This window comes from Pyxidicoccus xibeiensis, from assembly GCF_024198175.1.
Lineage (GTDB): Bacteria > Myxococcota > Myxococcia > Myxococcales > Myxococcaceae > Myxococcus > Myxococcus xibeiensis.
Genome location: NZ_JAJVKV010000010.1, coordinates 74458 through 91263, shown reverse-complemented (window position 1 = coordinate 91263; position 16806 = coordinate 74458). Strand labels below are relative to the sequence as shown.

At 69.6% G+C, this 16806-nt stretch carries 11 protein-coding genes; all 11 read left to right on the top strand.

The annotated features are described in order from the left end of the window. Positions 1 to 117: 117 nt before the first annotated feature. Positions 118 to 1509, top strand: coding sequence for a methylenetetrahydrofolate--tRNA-(uracil(54)-C(5))-methyltransferase (FADH(2)-oxidizing) TrmFO (gene trmFO / locus LXT23_RS34785; protein ID WP_253984701.1), 1392 nt, complete (start codon positions 118 to 120; stop codon positions 1507 to 1509). Beyond that, on the top strand, positions 1506 to 3170 hold the full coding sequence (locus LXT23_RS34780) for a gliding motility protein (protein ID WP_407692933.1): 1665 nt from the start codon (positions 1506 to 1508) through the stop codon (positions 3168 to 3170). Before trmFO ends, LXT23_RS34780 begins: the two co-directional genes overlap by 4 nt. Positions 3171 to 3233: 63 nt before the next feature. Then, positions 3234 to 5486 (top strand): kinesin, encoded by a 2253-nt coding sequence (locus LXT23_RS34775; RefSeq protein ID WP_253984700.1) that lies wholly within the window; start codon positions 3234 to 3236, stop codon positions 5484 to 5486. A gap of 64 nt (positions 5487 to 5550) precedes the next feature. After that, on the top strand, positions 5551 to 6450 hold the full coding sequence (locus LXT23_RS34770; RefSeq protein ID WP_253984699.1) for a tyrosine recombinase XerC: 900 nt from the start codon (positions 5551 to 5553) through the stop codon (positions 6448 to 6450). 378 nt (positions 6451 to 6828) lie between these two features. After that, the gene (locus LXT23_RS34765) at positions 6829 to 7185 is read left to right on the top strand and encodes a hypothetical protein (RefSeq protein ID WP_253984698.1); all 357 of its coding nucleotides are present in this window, start codon (positions 6829 to 6831) and stop codon (positions 7183 to 7185) included. Between the two features lie 106 nt (positions 7186 to 7291). Then, positions 7292 to 13630, top strand: coding sequence for an RHS repeat-associated core domain-containing protein (locus tag LXT23_RS34760; protein ID WP_253984697.1), 6339 nt, complete (start codon positions 7292 to 7294; stop codon positions 13628 to 13630). Positions 13631 to 13653: 23 nt separating this feature from the next. After that, the gene (locus LXT23_RS34755; protein WP_253984696.1) at positions 13654 to 13929 is read left to right on the top strand and encodes a hypothetical protein; all 276 of its coding nucleotides are present in this window, start codon (positions 13654 to 13656) and stop codon (positions 13927 to 13929) included. Positions 13930 to 14172: 243 nt separating this feature from the next. Continuing rightward, positions 14173 to 14424, top strand: coding sequence for an addiction module protein (locus LXT23_RS34750; protein WP_253984695.1), 252 nt, complete (start codon positions 14173 to 14175; stop codon positions 14422 to 14424). A gap of 181 nt (positions 14425 to 14605) precedes the next feature. Further along, positions 14606 to 14776, top strand: coding sequence for a hypothetical protein (locus tag LXT23_RS34745; protein ID WP_253984694.1), 171 nt, complete (start codon positions 14606 to 14608; stop codon positions 14774 to 14776). An 89-nt stretch (positions 14777 to 14865) separates the two neighbouring features. Then, positions 14866 to 15393, top strand: coding sequence for an ATP-dependent protease subunit HslV (hslV, locus tag LXT23_RS34740; protein WP_253984693.1), 528 nt, complete (start codon positions 14866 to 14868; stop codon positions 15391 to 15393). A 12-nt stretch (positions 15394 to 15405) separates the two neighbouring features. Then, positions 15406 to 16800, top strand: coding sequence for an ATP-dependent protease ATPase subunit HslU (hslU, locus tag LXT23_RS34735; protein ID WP_323379116.1), 1395 nt, complete (start codon positions 15406 to 15408; stop codon positions 16798 to 16800). Positions 16801 to 16806 lie beyond the last annotated feature (6 nt).

Genomic DNA, 16806 nt, shown 5'->3' with positions numbered 1-16806 from the left:
GGCGACTGAGGAGCAACAGAGGGTTGACGGGCCTGCTTTCGCTTCTGGGAAAGGGCGCCCCGGTCCTGCTAACTGTCCAGGGACGGGCTCAGCACGGCCTGCCCGGGAGGCTCCAGGATGGCGGATCAGAAGCAGCGGGTGACGGTGATTGGCGGCGGGCTGGCGGGCAGCGAGTGCGCATACCAGCTCGCCCGCCGGGGCGTGCCGGTGGTGCTGCGGGAGATGAAGCCCCACAAGCGTTCGCCGGCCCACAAGTCGGACACGTTCGCGGAGCTGGTGTGCAGCAACTCGCTGCGCTCGGACAACCCGGAGAGCGCCATCGGCCTGCTGCACGCGGAGCTGCGCGCGCTGGGCTCGCTGGTGCTGGGCACGGCGGACGCGCACCGGGTGCCCGCGGGTGACGCGCTGGCGGTGGAGCGCGAGCGCTTCTCCGGGGCCATCACCGACACCCTCCACCGCCTGCCGGGCGTGGAGGTGGTGGCGGGCGAGGTGGAGCGGCTGCCGGAGGAGGGCCTGGTGGTGGTGGCCACCGGCCCGCTGACGTCGGACGCGCTCACCCGCGAGCTGGAGCGGCACGTGGGGACGAAGCTCTACTTCTACGACTCCATCGCCCCCATCATCTCCGGGGACTCCATCGACCTGGGGGTGGCGTTCCGCCAGAGCCGCTACGGCAAGGGCGGCGGGGACGACTACCTCAACCTGCCGATGAACCGCGAGGAGTACTACCGCTTCATCGCCGAGGTGAAGGCGGGCCAGAAGGTGGTTCCGCACAGCTTCGAGGAACCGAAGTACTTCGAAGGGTGTCTGCCGATTGAAGTGATGGCGGAGCGCGGTGACGACACGCTGGCCTACGGGCCCATGAAGCCGGTGGGGCTGAGAGACCCGCGCACGGGGCAGGAGCCCTACGCGGTGGTGCAGCTGCGCATGGAGGACACGGCGGGCACGGCGTGGAACATGGTGGGCTTCCAGACGCGGCTGACGTGGGGTGAACAGAAGCGCATCTTCAGCACGTGCATCCCCGGACTCCAGCAGGCGGAGTTCCTGCGGATGGGGCAGATCCACCGCAACACCTTCATCGACTCGCCCCGGCTGCTGTCGCGGGAGCTGACGCTGAAGACGGAGCCGAGGCTGTACTTCGCGGGGCAGATTTCCGGCGTGGAGGGGTACGTGGAGAGCGCGGCGTGCGGGTACCTGGTGGCGCTGGCGCTGCACGCGCGGCTGACGGGGAAGGAGTGGGTGCCACCGCCGGCCACCACGGCGCTGGGCTCGCTGTACCGGCACGTGACGGGAGAAGCGCACCCGCCGGACTACCCGCACCAGCCCTCCAACATCATCTTCGGCCTCTTCCCGCCGCTGGCCGGGCGGGTGAAGAAGGCGGACAAGCGCGCGGCATACTCGTCGCGAGCGAAGCAGGACCTGACGGCGTGGCTGCCGCACGCGGGTGTCCCGGGCCCGGAGCATCCGGAACCCGCTGTGCGGGCGGAGCACGCGGAGCAGAGGAGCGCATGATGCGGACGTGGCAGGGGCGACTTCTGGGAGCGGGCCTGGTGGCCTCGCTCGCGCTGACGGGCGCGGGCTGCAAGAAGGCAGAGGACGGCGGCGCCGGTGGCGCGGCGGCTCCCGGGGCCAGCGGAGGCGGCACGGCGGCGCAGGCCCCGGCGCCGAGCGCTCCCGCGCAGGGCCGTGGTGCGCCCGGCGCGGGGCAGGGCGTGCTGCTGGCGGCGGGCCGCGCGGCGGACCTGCGCGTGACGCCGGACGGGCTGCGCGTCACGTACCTCCTCAACGGGCAGAAGCCCCGGCTGGACGGCGTGCCCCCGCAGATGCTGCTGGGGGACCTGCACGTCGTGTCCGTGGAGGGCGGCGAGCCGCGCAAGCTGGGCGAGGGCGTGACGAACGTGCCGGGCGGGCTGCTCTTCACGCCCGACTCGAAGCACGTGCTCCTGCTGGCGGGCTACAACCCGGCCTCGCAGTCCGGCGCGCTGACGGTGGTGTCGCTGGAGGACGCGAAGGCGGAGCCGACGGTGCTGGGCACGGCGGTGAGCTACATGCTGCCCAGCCCGGACGGCACGAAGCTGGCCTTCGTGGACGCGGGGCGGCTGAAGCTGGGGGCGCTGCCCTCGGGGCCCTTCACCGAGGTGGCGGGCGAGGTGAGCACGGCGCAGTTCACCCCGGACGGGAAGACGCTGCTCATCAAGCGCCGGCTGGCCGCGGCGGGGGGGCTGGCGGCGGTGTCCGTGGAGAAGCCGGAGGAGGCGCCGCGCAAGCTGGCGGACCAGGTGGGCGACTACCTGGTGTCGCCGGACGGGCAGCGCGTGGCCTTCCAGGTGCGCAGCGAGTCGGTGCGCGGGCTGTATGACTTGTTCCTGGCGGAGCTGCCGGCGGCGAAGCCGAAGCGGCTGGCGGTGGCCTCGAGCGTGTTTGCCTTCTCGCCGGACGGCAAGTGGCTGGGGCGCACGGAGAATGGCAAGCAGGACGTGCCGGGCGACCTGCACGTGGGGCCGGCCACGGGCGGCGCCGGGCGCAAGGTGGGCGACCGGGTGGAGAAGTTCTCCTTCTCTCCGGACTCGCAGGCGGTGGGCTTCCTGGAGAAGTACGACTCCACGGCGGGCGCGGGGCTGATGGCGGTGGCGTCACTGCCGGACGGGGCGCCGAAGACGGTGGGCGGGCGGGTGCCCAACTTCGTCTGGGGCTCGGACGGGCGCTACGTGGCGTTCCTCTCGCGCTTCATGAAGCCCGAGTACTCGGTGGACCTGATGCTGTACCCGCTGGGCGCGGAGAAGGCGGAGAAGGTGCACAAGGGCGTGTTCGGCTACGGCTTCATGCCGGGCAACACGCAGGTGGTGTTCCGCTCCAACTGCATCCGCAACGGGCGCGCGTGTGACTTCAAGGCGCTGGAGCTGCCCCAGAAGGGCGAGCCCCAGACGTGGATGCAGGGCATCTTCAGCTACAAGCTGTCCTCGGACGGCAAGCGGGTGCTCGCCACGTATGCGCGGATGGACTCGGACACGTATGACGTGGCCGTGTACGACGTGAAGACGCAGGCGCGAAAGACGCTCGACCAGGGCGTGCAGGTGCCGGTGTCCTTCGCGGGCAAGGATGACTCGCGCGCCGTGTACATCATCGCCCAGGGCCCCAAGGCCGGCGTCTACAGCGTGCCGGCGGTGCCGTAGACAGCGCTTTCGGCGAGAGGGGCGTGCGGTGTCGCGCGCGGTGTGCTTACTTCCGCCGCACGTATGGCCTCTCTCGTCTATCGCCGCTATGGCGGCTCGCTCCAGGTCGACCTTCCCTCCTTCGACGTGCTCGAGGAGGCCGTGCGCATCCCCGAGACACAGTGGATTGCCACGGCGTGTCCGCTCGAGGGGCTGAGCTGTGACCCGCGCTTCCTCACGTTCCTGGACGCGGATGGCAACGGCCGCATCCGGGTGGCGGAGGTGCGCGCCGCGGTGGAGTGGGCCGCGAAGCGGCTGAAGGACCGGCGGGGCGCGGACTCGGGCAGCGACGTGCTGGAGCTGGCCTCGCTCACCGAGGAGGCCCGGCCGCTGCGGAGCGCGGCGGAGGTCATCCTCCGGACGCTGAAGGCACCGGACGCGACGCGCATCTCCCTGGAGCAGGTGCGCGCCAGCGACGCGGCGCTGCGCGCGGCGGGGCAGAACGGGGACGGCATCGTCGCGCCCGCGCACCTGCCCGAGCGGCTGCGCCCGCTGGCGTCGGACGTCATGGCCTGCTTCCCGGAGGTGAAGAACCGGGCGGGCGAGGCGGGCATCGACCCGGCGATGGTGAAGCGCTTCCGTGAGGAGCGCACGGCCCTGCTCGCGCACGTGGAGGCGCGGGGCGCGGCGTTCACCTGGGGCGACGCGAGCCTGGACACGGCGAAGCGCATCCGCGAGGTGGCGCCGCTGCTGGACACGTACTTCGTGCAGTGCCGGCTGGTGGCCGCGCAGCCCGAGGCGGCGGCGAGCCTGCGGCTGCGCGCGGACCGGGTGGAGAACGCGCTCGGTGACGTGGCGGCGCTGGGGAAGGCGGCGGGTGACCTGCCCATCGCCCCGCCCGAGCCCGCGGGCGTGCTGGAGTGGACCCGGCTCCACCGGGGGCCGGCGTTCGAGCAGCTGGAGTCGTTCCGCAAGGACGTGGCGGCGCCGCAGACGGGCGATGCGCGGCGGCTGACGGACCCGGCGTGGCGCGAGCTGGTCGCGAAGGCGGACGCGGTGCTCGCGTGGCAGGCGAAGCTGGAGGCGAGCCCGGTGCGCAAGCTGGTGGACGTGCTGCCGGCGGTGGTGGACGCGGACCTCACGGCGATTGAGGCGGAGTGCGCGGCGGACGTGGCGCTCAAGCCGGTGCTGGACGCCATCGTCGAGCTGGAGCGGCTGGTGCTGTACCAGCGCTGGCTGCTCATCTTCGCGAACAACTTCATCAGCATGCCCAACATCTACCTGCCGAAGCGGCTGGCGCTGGTGGAGAAGGGGACGCTCATCCTGGGCGGGCGCAAGTACACGCTGTCGGTGCTGACGACGAACCGGGCGGCGCACGCGGCGCTGACGGGGCAGGGGACCACGTGTGTCCTCTACGTGCAGGTGGCGCCGAAGGACGGGACGCCGGGCTACGAGGTGGCGGTGCCCGTCACGCGCGGGCGGAGCACGGACCTCGTCGTAGGCAAGCGGGGCATCTTCTACGACGTGGACGGCAAGGAGCACGACGCCACGGTGACGCACGTCATCCGCCAGCCCGTGTCGCTGTGGGAGGCGATGACCATGCCCTTCACGCGGATAGGCACGTTCATCACCAGCAAGGTGGAGGGGCTGGCAACGGCGGGGGAGAAGTCCTTCGATACGACGCTGGAGAAGGGCTACACGCAGGCGGTGGTGACGCCTCCGGCTCCGGCGGGGGCGGCGCCCGCGGCGGCTGCGCCCGCGACAGGAGGGCTGGCGGGGATGCTGGCGGCGGGAGGCATCGCGGCGGCGGCGCTCGGCTCGTCGGTGGCGTTCATCGTGACGCAGGTGAAGTCGCTGACGCTGGTGGACCTCATCTCCGCGACGACGGTGATTGCGCTGGTGGTGATGGCGCCGGCGGGGCTGCTCGGGTGGCTGAAGCTGCGGCGGCGCAACCTGGCGCTGCTGCTGGAGGGCTCGGGCTGGGCGCTCAATGACCGGCTGATGCTGACGCCCGCCCTGTCGTCGCTGGTGACGCGCCGGCCGAGGCTGCCGCCGGGCTCTCGCGTGGACCGGATGGACATGGTCCGCCCGGAGCTCATCCGCCAGCAGGAGGAGGACGGCGAGACGGAGGGCCTGTCCGGCTGGGCGAAGCTGGGCATCGGCCTGGCGGTGGCGTTCGTCCTGCTCTGGCTGGTGCGCGCGCCCGTCCTCAACGCCATGTGCGGGGCAGGGTGGCTGTCCCCGGAGACGTGCTCGGTGGTCCTGCCGACGCTGGTGGAGGCCTCTCCGACGATGGCGCCCGCGGCTCCGGCGGCCGCGCCCGCACCGGCGAAGTAGGGGCGGGCTGGGCGCTGGCCGTGAATCTTGCGAGGATCTCCAGCGCCCGTAGGCTCACCTCGCCATGACGAACCCGTCGCCGCTGCTGGAGAAGTTCCGCGCCCACCTGGAGGAGAAGGGCTCGTCCCCCCACACGGTGCGGAACTACCTCATGGACCTGGTGGACTTCGAGCGCTACCTGGTGGAGCGCATGAAGCTGTCGCTCCTGGCCGGCACGCACGCGGCCATCCGCGGCTACCTGGGCACGCTGAGCACGGACCACGCGCCCGCGAGCCGGGCGCGGAAGCTGGCGAGCATCAAGTCGTTCTACAAGTACCTCGTGCGGCAGAAGCTCCTGCCGGCCAGCCCCGCGAAGCTGGTGAAGAGCCCGAAGCTGCCCAAGGCGCTGCCCAAGGTGCTGCCGGTGGAGGAGGTCTTCGCCCTCCTGGACGTGCATGACCTGAAGACGGTGCTCGGCTTGCGGGACAAGGCCATCCTCGAGCTGCTGTATGGCGGCGGGCTGCGCATCAGCGAGCTGTGCGGCCTGGACCTGCTGGACGTGGACCGGAGCGGGCGCATCATCCGGGTGATGGGCAAGGGCAACAAGGAGCGGCTGGTGCCGGTGAACGCACAGGCCATCCGCGCGCTGGAGGCCTACCTGGCGCGCCGGGGCGAGCTGCTGGCCACGCCCGCGGAGGACCAGACGCCGGAGGCCATGTTCCTCAACTTCCGTGGGGGCCGGCTGACCCCGCGCAGCATCCGGCGGCACCTGGATGCCCACGTGCTCAAGTGCGCGCTGGCGCGCAAGGTGAGCCCGCACGCCTTGCGCCACTCGTTCGCCACGCACCTGCTGGGCGGCGGCGCGGACATCCGCAGCATCCAGGAGCTGCTGGGCCACGCGAGTCTTTCCACCACCCAGCGGTATACGCAGGTGACGTGGGAGCAATTGCAGCAGGTCTACGACGCCGCGCACCCGCGGGCGTGAGCCCTGCCGGCGCGTATGCGCCTGTCGCCCTGACCGTGAAGGGCGTCGCCACGGCGTTTTCCCCCGTCACGCTTTCATCACCCTGCCCGGGGTAGTTACCGGCGGCTGGTCGCGCTCCTGTCCTTCGCATAGGGCTCCGATGCGGGGCCGGGGCGGCCGTACTCAACTCGGGTGAGTCAAACAATGACTGAAAGCGTCAGGGGCCTGCTTCTCGCAGTGCTCTGTGGGGTGTTCTTCGCGCTGGGGAGTCCGGCAGCGCATGCTCAAACGTCCTGTGTCCCGGGACAGGCCGAAGTCTGTAACGGACTCGACGACGACTGCGACCAGCTCGTGGACGAGGGGGGCGTCTGCCGGATGGACACCGGGACGTGTCCGTGTTTGCCCACGACGTGCGAGGCCGAGAATGCCTCGTGCGGCACCCTCCCGGATGGTTGTGGCGGCACGCTCGAGTGTGGGGGCTGCGGCCTGGGCCACTCCTGCACGGAGAATGTCTGTGTCTGCGTGCCCCGGACCTGCGGCGACGTGGGCGCCACCTGCGGCCAGCTCGCGGATGGCTGCGGGGGCTACCTCTCCTGCGGCAGCTGCCCCAACGGCAGCAACTGCTCCCAGAACCAATGCGTCCAGCTCACCTGTCCGGGCATGTACACCTGCTGTGACGGCTCCTGCAGCACGGTGAAGGGGTGCCCGGGGATTGCCTGCGATCCGCGCCCTGATGGTGGCACCCAGTCGTCCTGAGCCACGTACGGATTTCACGCTGGGGAGGCCGCGGCGGGTCCACCCGTGCGGCGCCCTGTTCCCATCTATTTCCTGTTGAGGCGTGGCCTTGCCGCCACGGATGACAATGAAGAAGCGTTTCATGTTGGGCCTGGTGACCCTTGCCACGGCGGGTGCATGTGGAAGTCACCAGGAGGAGGAGCGGTCGCACGCGGCCGCTCCCAGGTCGGTGTCCCAGGCGGTGCTGAACCTGCCGCCGAACACCCTGGTGCCCACGGAGGTCGACACGGCGGGAGTGGTGCCCGGGCAGTTCTCGGGGAGTGCGTCCGTCACCGCGGATGGCACGGCCAGCTACTCGCTCCCGCTGTGGGTTCCCGCCGGCCGCGCCGGCATGCAGCCCGAGCTCGCGCTCGCGTACCAGGGGAGCGGTGATGGTCTGCTGGGCTCCGGCTGGAATCTGGCGGGCCTGTCGCGAGTCACCCGCTGCAACAAGACCGTCGCCCAGGACGGCCTCGCCGAGAAGATCACCTTCACCATCGCGGATGTCTTCTGCCTGGACGGCCAGCGGCTGATTGCGGCGCAGGGGACCTATGGCGGGGCCGGCACCACGTACCGCACCGAGAGCGACACGTTTGCTCGCGTCGTCTCGGTCCAGGCCGACGCGCTCGGTCCCACGCAGTTCAAGGTGTATCTGAAGGACGGGCGGATCCTCACCTACGGTCAGCTCAATGGGTCGACCCTCGCGGGGGAGCGCATCCGCGTCCGTCCGTCGGACACCTCGGGCTTCGATGTCCAGCGTGACGGCCAGCAGAACCGCCTGGCCTGGGCCCTGGCGCAGGTGGAGGACCGCAGCGGCAACTCGCTCGCCTTCCACTACTCCGTGGTCTTCGATGCGGCGGACTCGACCTACGAGCAGCTCCCGGTGCAGGTCGCCTATACGGCCTCGTCGCTCGGCGCCACCCAGCCCGCCACCCGCTTCATCGACTTCGCCTACGAGTCCCGCCCGGACCCCCGCGTCAGCTACCTCTCCGGCTTCAAGATGAAGCTGAGCAAGCGGATGACCGGCGTGCAGATGCGCGTCGTCAACCCCGCCTCGGGACTGCGCGAGCTCCAGCGCTCCTACCTGCTCGGCTACACGACGGATGACTTCGGCGCCAGGAGCCTGCTCTACCAGGTCCGGGAGTGTGATGGCGTGGGCGCCTGCACGAAGCCGGTCACCTTCGGTTACTCCACGGCGAGTGGTGCCTTCACGGACGTGGACACGGGGTTCACGGACTTCACCGACATGGGCCCCCGGTTCCTCGAGCCGTACTGGTGGCTGCTCCAGCCCGCGGACCTCAACGGAGATGGCCGCGACGACCTCGCCTACCGCAAGGTGTACGACATCTCCGGCAACACGTTCCACTGGGCGGTCCGCCATGCCACGGAGTCGGGGTTCGGCCCCTCGTCCAGCCTCCAGCTGACGTATCAGGACTGCGGCACGACGCTCAATCATGATGGGCGGTGGGCGGACATCAACCTGGATGGGCGGATGGACGTCGCCATGGTCCAGACCGTCGAGTGCGACGATGAGTACCCTGTCCACTACGAGCACGACTTCTTCGTGGTGACGCGCTCCGCTTCCGGCACCTGGGTGCCGAACCTCACGGGCCTCACCGATACCCAAGCCTCTCCTCGCAAGTCCTCCTTCGCGGACCTCGACGGCGATGGCTTCCCCGAGCTCCTCCGGCGCACGGGTTCCAACACCTCGCCCCACCTCCAGTATCGCCCCAACGTGGGAGGGCAGATCGCGACGCAGCCCGTCGACGTAGCCCCCTCCACGGCGTCGGAGAGCGAGGCGTATACGCTCGACCTGGACGGCTCGGGCCGGGCCAGCATCCTGACGAAGGAGCGTCAGCCGGGCTCCACCCAGCCCCTGGGGACGCGCTATCACGCGGCGAAGCTCGTCAGCCCGGGGCTCTTCGACATCCAGGAGACGACGCTCGTCCGCACGGACGTCAACAACAAGCCGTACGTGTTCCTCGACATCAACGGGGATGGGCTTCCCGACGCGGTCCGCTCGGCGCAGTCCGGAGGTGACATCGAAATCCTGATGAACACGGGCGACGGCTTCGCTCCGCCCGTCGTGCAGGACCTGGCCACGCCGTACGAGCTGGGGAACTGGTGGGAGGTGGACAATGGGCTGCGCCCCATCGACTACAACCAGGACGGCCGACAGGACCTGCTGCTGATGGACAGCCGCGGCGGAGCGCGGACGAACCTCGTGGTCCTCGTGTCCAATGGCTCCCGGTTCCTCGAGTACGTGCTTCCCATTCCCGTGGGCCGGTCCGTCCCGGGCGGCTATCGCGTCTCCCAGGTTCTGGACGCCAATGGTGACGGACTGACGGACCTGGCTCAGGTCGTCAATGGCTCCCTCCATGTCTACACGCGGCAGGGGGCGCCGACAGCGTTGCTGACCTCGGCGCAGGACAGCCTGGGGGCGAGGGCGGAGTTCATCTACAAGCCGATGACCGACGCCTCCGTCTACACCCGGGGCACGGCGTGCGCCGCCCCGCAGTACTGCCTCAAGGGGGGGATTTGGCTCGTCTCCGAGCTGCGCACGGACGTGGGACTTCCGGCCGTGCGGACCCAGAGCTACCACTACGAGGACGGCCGCACGGACGTCCAGGGGCGCGGCTGGCTGGGCTTCGGCAAGGTGACGGTGACGGACGCGGCGGCCGGGCAGAGCGTCACGACGGAGTATGATCACCAGACCCGCTCGGGCAGCTTCTACCCCTATGCCCGGCAGGCGACGCGGGAGACGACGACGACGCAGCTGGGCGCGCGTTTCCACCAGCGGGTGCGGACCTTCCAGTACCGCCACGTCGTGCGGTCCGGCGGGCAGTCCCTGGCGGTGTTCCCGGTGTACTCCGTCGACTTCGAGTACGAGGGCGTCAACAACGGACCCGCCACCCTGTTGCGCTCGACCTCCACGACCTGGGGGTATGACGACACCTACGGAAACCTGACGTCGAGACAGCTGACGCGCAACACCGGTGAGACGACCACCTGGTCCGGTAGGTACTTCAACTTCGAGGCGGACTGGCTCATCGGCCTGCTCTATTCCACGACGGAGTCGAGCCAGACGTCGGGCGAGACGGTCGTCCGGAGCCGGAGCCTCGAGTATCACCCGGGAACGGCGCTCCTGAGGAAGGAGACCCAGTCGCCGGGCGCGCCGAATCTGGAGGTGTCCACCCTCTACGTGCGTGCGGCGGATGGCCTGGTCACCCAGGTCGTCCAGAGCGCGCCGGGCCAGACGTCGCGCTCCACGACGTTGGAGTACGACACCCATGACCGGACGTTCCTCGTGGCGCTGACCAATGCGCTGAACCAGCGCGAGTCCATGGTGTACCACTGGGGACTCGGCGTGCTCGCGGCCACCGAGGATGCCAATGGCGTCTACACCGCCTGGCAGTACGACCGCTTCGGCCGTCCCCGCAAGGAAGAGGGACCGGACCTGGCGGATACGACCTACTCCTATAGCTGGGGACTCGGAGGCCAGTCGGCCCTGCGGGTGCTCTCGACGCGGGCGGGCGGCGAGGAGGCGTTCACCACCTATGACCGCCTGGGCCGGTTCCTGTCGGTCCGCACGCGCTCATTCCACGGCGACCAGGTCACCACCTCGACCGAGTACGACGTCCTGGGGCGCGTCGTGAAACAGTGGACGCCGTCGCCCCTGGACGCGACGCAGCGGGTGGCCACCGAGTTCACCTACGACAACCTGGGACGCAAGCGGACCACCCGCTACCCGGACGGCCAGCTGCTCAGCAACACCTACGAGGGGCTGAAGACGACGAGCGTGGATGCCCGGGGCAACCTGCGCGTGGTCCACCAGCACTCGAACGGACAGCCCGCGTCCGTCGAGGAGTGGAAGGATGGGGCGGCCTTCGTCACCCAGTATGGGTATGGCCCGTTCGACCTGCCGGTGCTCGTGACGGACGCGCAGGGCCACTCCACCTTCATGGGGTATGACCGGAGCGGACGCCGGACGCGGCTGCAGGACCCGGACACGGGGGTGAACCTCACGCGCTACAACCCGTTCGGAGAGGTCATCGAGCAGGTCGACGGCAAGGGCGACGCGACCACCTACCAGCGGGACCTCCTCGGTCGTGAGACGTCCATCACCCACGCCATCGACGGCGAGGTGCGCTTCACCTGGGACACCGCGCCCCACGGCATCGGCCAGCTGGCCAGCAGCCAGCGGGTCGCAGACCCGGGCACGACGCTGGACGACATCATCGTGGGACACACCTACGACCCGGTGGGCCGCGTGGCGTCGGACGTGTGGACCGTGGACGGACAGCTCTACGCCGTCGACATGACGTACGACGTGTACGGACGCCTCCGGGACCAGAGCTATCCGGCCGCGGGCGGGAGGCGGCTGACCGTCCGGCGTGAGTACAACACCTGGGGCGACCTGCTGAGCGTGCGGGAGCCGGCCAGCGGGTATGCCTACTGGACCGCGGAGTCGCGCAACGCCGCGGGCCAGCTCACGCGGGAGCAACTGGGCAACGGCGTCGTCTCGAAGCGGGCGTATGACGCCAGCGGCCGGTTGCGCTTCATCGATAGCAAGCGCGCAACCTCGCCCGTGCAGGCGCTGGCGTACGCCTATGACGCCAACGGCAACCTGAGCGAGCGGCATGACCTGCTTGGCCGGACCACGGAGGACTTCGCGTATGACTCGCTCAACCGGCTGACGCGGTGGTCCGTCTTCCAGAACTGCCTCCCGTCCGTGCTGGCGTATCGCTACGACAGCATCGGGAACCTGCTGGGCTCCGACGTGCTGCAGGGAACGGGCTTCAGCTCGGCGCTCTACTACGAGAAGACGAACGGGGCGGGGCCCCATGCGGTGACGCGCGCGGGCCTGGCCCCGTACGGCTACGACCGGAACGGCAACCAGGTCAGCGGGCCGGGGCGTGTCGTCGAGTACACCGGCTTCAACCTGCCGTCCCGCGTCTCGACGAACACGGGCAGCACCCTGTTCCGCTACGACGCGGCGGGGGTCCGCACCGTGAAGCAGGTGGTCGGCGGTGAGCGGACGGTGTACGTCGGCGGCCTGTACGAGGAGCGCACCGCGCCGGATGGCAGCGCGCTCCACGTCTTCAGCGTCCAGGGCGCCGAGCGCGTCGTGGCCCAGGTGTCCTGGACCACCGACGTGTCCCAGCAGGCCGGCCCCGAGCAGCGGCTGTTCCTCCACGCCGACCACCTGGGCTCGGTGGAGACGGTGACGGACGCCGCGGGCGCCGTGGTGGAGCGGAGGAAGCACGAGCCGTTTGGCGGCAGCCGCCAGGTCAACGACCTGACCCAGCCGGAGTCGCCGTGGGGCTCGCAGGTGCGGCGGGGCTTCACCGGCCATGAGCAGGACGACGAGTCCGGTCTCATCAACATGAACGGGCGCATGTATGACCCGAAGCTGGGCCGGTTCCTCAGCGCGGACCCCATCGTGTCGTCCGCCTTCTCCGGACAGGCGTACAACCGCTACAGCTACGTCCTCAACAACCCGCTCTCCTTCACGGACCCCTCCGGGTACCTGCCGATCAGCGAGGCCGTCATCGTCTATGACAGCTGGTATGGCGGCTATGCGCCGGTGCCGGGCCAGGGCTCGGCTGTCATCCGGACGAAGCCGTCCACGCAGGACGGGTGCATGGCGGGCGTGTGCTGGTCCAACACGAAATTCGCGGCGGCGACCACGGACAGCACGGTGTCCGCTTCCTCGTCGAGCGGCATGCTCAAGCCTCCGACCCTCAAGGGCTGCACGGTGGACGAAACGATATGCTGGGTCGCCACGCCCGACCTGGTGACGGTCGAGTCCGAGAGCTCGGTCCGGTCGGAGATGTCACCGGAGTTCTCGCACTTCGTCCACCGGTCGAGCAGGGGGGCCGGTGGTGCGCGAGGGGGGTATGGAGGCGGGGGCATTCAACGCTTCGGGAGTTACAATGACGGGCTCGCGCGGGTGCTGGATGCATGGGCTCCGGGCTGGATGGAGTGGGACGTGCGAACCGCGGGGAACTTCGCGTCGGGCATGGGAGACTTCCTGACCTTCAATGCCACCCGTGCCATCCGGGGTCTGAACGACTCCAATGCCGTCGTGGACAGGCAGAGCGGGGCCTACACGGCGGGCCAGGTCTCGGGCTTCGTCAACTCACTCTTCCTGGGGGGAGGGGCCGCGCTGCGGCCCGCCACCAAGGCCATGCAACAGGTGACGCACTGGGATACGGCGGCCAAGGTGGCCGGCGGCACCCTCCGGCCGGGCGCCTGGGTGATGACGGGAGGCGGCACGCTCCGCAACTGGCTCTTCTCCGGGACGGTCCGGATGTACAAGCTTGGGGACCGCGTGACGCATTCGGTGCCGGGCTCCGCGCTGCGGTGGCCCAGCGGAGGGCAGTGGTTCAAGGGGCTGATAGGACAACGTATCTACATGCCCTGAAGCGGACGCCAGGGAGGACACCCATGCTCACTCCAATGCTCGATGTGCTGTCGTGGTTCCTGCTGGGCGTGGGTGTGCTGATCGACGCGGTCAGCTTCGTCCTGCTGCTGCGTGCGGTGACAGGGAAGAAGGTCGCCTCGGGAGCACCCGGGGTGGCCCTCTTCTTCTACCTGTGCTTCTACGGCATCCGGACGCTGGCGGGTCTGCCCTGGCATGGCGGGCTTCTGCTGGGCTTGTTCAGCTTCCACGTCCTGGTGCACCTGGGGTTGCCCTTGATGCTGAGGGACCGGCGCTCGTGAGGTCCGCTCCCCCGCAGGACCTGGCGGTACCCGACGCCGCGCTCCCAGGTGTTCGAACTGCGGCACCTGTGGCTGCAGACGGCCACCGGCATCTGGGAACTGGAGCTCGAGCCCGGAGCGCCCCTCTTCGGTTTCCTGAATGTTCTGCAATCCGTCTCGGAGCCCGCGACTCCGGAGGCGTAACTGGAGCGGACAGGCAGCGAATGCTCCCAGGGAGCGCGCCGGATGAGTAGAATGGCCAGCATGGCCACCGCCGACGAATTGCTCACGGATGCGCTGCGACTCCCGTCCAGGGACCGGGCACGGCTTGCGCACGAGTTGCTGCTCAGTCTCGAAGGTCGCGATGCGGATGACGCCGACGCCCAGTCCGAGTGGGCGACGGAGCTCGAACGTCGTGCCCAGGAAGTCATCAGCGGCAAGGTGAAGCTCGTCAGCGTCGACGACGCCCGTCGAGCCGTCTCCGAGCGGCTAGAGCACGTGCGCCGAGAACGGTGACCTGCACGCATGTCCGTGTCGCTTCATTCCGACGCCAGCGAGGAGCTGGTGCTTGCCTCCGAGTGGTACGAGCGCCAACAGCTCGGGCTCGGCACGGCGTTCTCCTCCGAGGTCTTCAGGGCTCTTCAGGGCGCTGGACGTCCTTGAGGACCATCCCGAGACCTGGCCCGAGTGGCCGGGCGTGAGCCACAGCCCACCCATCCGACGTTTCCTGGTGTGGGACTTTCCCTTCGCGCTGCCCTTCATGGTGCTCGAGGACCGTATCGTCGTCCTCGCCGTAGCCCACCTGCGCCGCAAGCCGGGCTATTGGCTCCAGCGCGCGGAGTCCGTGAAGTCGTCTCCATCACGCTGAGCACTCCGGCCCGGAGGAACGGTACTGGAGCGGACAGGCAGCCACTGTTCCTTGGTAAAGCGCCGCCTGCCTTGTTAGACCCGGGGCCTATGTTCCACGGCACCACCATCCTCTGCGTGCGGCGTGACGGGAAGGTCGCCATCGCCAGCGACGGCCAGGTCTCCCTCGAGAAGACCGTCATGAAGAACTCCGCGAAGAAGGTCCGCAAGCTCGGCGAGGGCCAGGTGCTCGCCGGCTTCGCGGGCAGCACCGCGGACGCCTTCACCCTCTTCGAGCGCTTCGAGGGCAAGCTCAAGGAGCACCAGAAGAACATGGCCCGAGCCTGCGTCGAGCTCGGCAAGGACTGGCGCACCGACCGCTTCCTCCGCCGCCTGGAAGCCCTCCTCGTCGTCGCCGACAAGGAGAAGACCTTCATCCTCTCCGGCGCCGGCGACGTGATTGAGCCCGACTACGGCATCGCCGCTGTCGGCAGCGGCGGCCCCTACGCGCTCGCCGCCGCGCGCGCCCTCATGGCCCACACCCAGCTGTCCGCCCGCGACGTGGCCCACCAGTCGCTCTCCATCGCCGGGGAGATCGACATCTACACCAACTCCAACATCTCCATCGAAGAGCTCTAGGAGTCACCGCCCGTGGCCGAACCGCGAAAGATGTCCGCCTTCACGCCCCGTGAGGTCGTCAGCGAGCTGGACCGCTACATCGTCGGGCAGAACGCCGCCAAGCGCGCCGTCGCCATCGCCCTGCGCAACCGCTGGCGCCGCCAGCAGGTCACCGATGACCTGCGCGACGAAATCCACCCGAAGAACATCATCATGATTGGCCCCACCGGCGTGGGGAAGACGGAGATTGCCCGGCGCCTCGCGAAGCTCGCCCAGGCCCCCTTCGTCAAGGTCGAGGCCTCCAAGTTCACCGAGGTCGGCTACGTGGGCCGCGACGTCGAGTCCATGATTCGCGACCTCGTCGAGTCCGCCATCGCCCTCGTGCGCGAGGAGGAGACGGAGAAGGTCCGCCCCCGCGCCGAGGAGCTCGCCGAGGACCGCCTCATGGAGCTGCTCCACGGGGGCACGCGCCCGCCGCCGTCCGCGCCGCCCTTCGGCTTCGCCCCGCCGCCGCCGCCCCCGGCCCAGCGCCTGGGCGACGCCGAGCGCGAGAAGCTGCGCGCCCAGCTGCGCGCCGGCACCCTGGATGACCAGTACGTGGAGGTGGAGACCAGCGACTCGTCGCCCACCTTCATGCGCAACTTCTCCGGCCAGGGCATGGAGGAGATTGGCGTCAACCTCCAGGACCTCTTCAAGAACATGCCGGGCATGAGCAAGACGCGCCGCCGCCGCGTGCGCGTGCCCGAGGCGCTCCAGCTGCTGCGCCAGGAAGAGGCCGCCAAGCTCGTGGACCCGGACCGTGTCCAGCGCGAGGCCGTGGCCCGCGCCGAGTCCAGCGGCATCGTCTTCATCGACGAAATCGACAAGATTGCCAGCCGCGAGGGCGGCAAGGGCAGCGGCGGCCCCGACGTGTCCCGAGAGGGCGTGCAGCGCGACATCCTCCCCATCGTCGAGGGCTCCACCGTCACCACCAAGTACGGCGTGGTGAAGACGGACCACATGCTCTTCATCGCCGCGGGCGCCTTCCACGTCTCCAAGCCCAGCGACCTCATCCCCGAGCTGCAGGGCCGCTTCCCCATCCGCGTGGAGCTGGAGCCCCTGTCCGGCGAGGACCTCGTCCGCATCCTCCGCGAGCCGAAGAACTCGCTCTTGCGCCAGTACACCGCGCTGCTCTCCACCGAGGGCGTGCGCCTGTCCTTCACCGACGACGCCGTCACGGAGCTGGCCCGCATCGCCCAGCAGGCCAACGAGCGCACGCAGAACATCGGCGCCCGGCGCCTGCACACCGTCCTCGAGCGCCTCCTGGACGAGGTCTCCTTCTCCGCCACCGAGATGGGACCCCGGGATTTCCAGGTAGACGCCAATTATGTGAAGGAGCGCCTGGCCTCCATCGTCCAGGACGAGGACCTGTCGCGCTACATCCTCTAGCGCGCT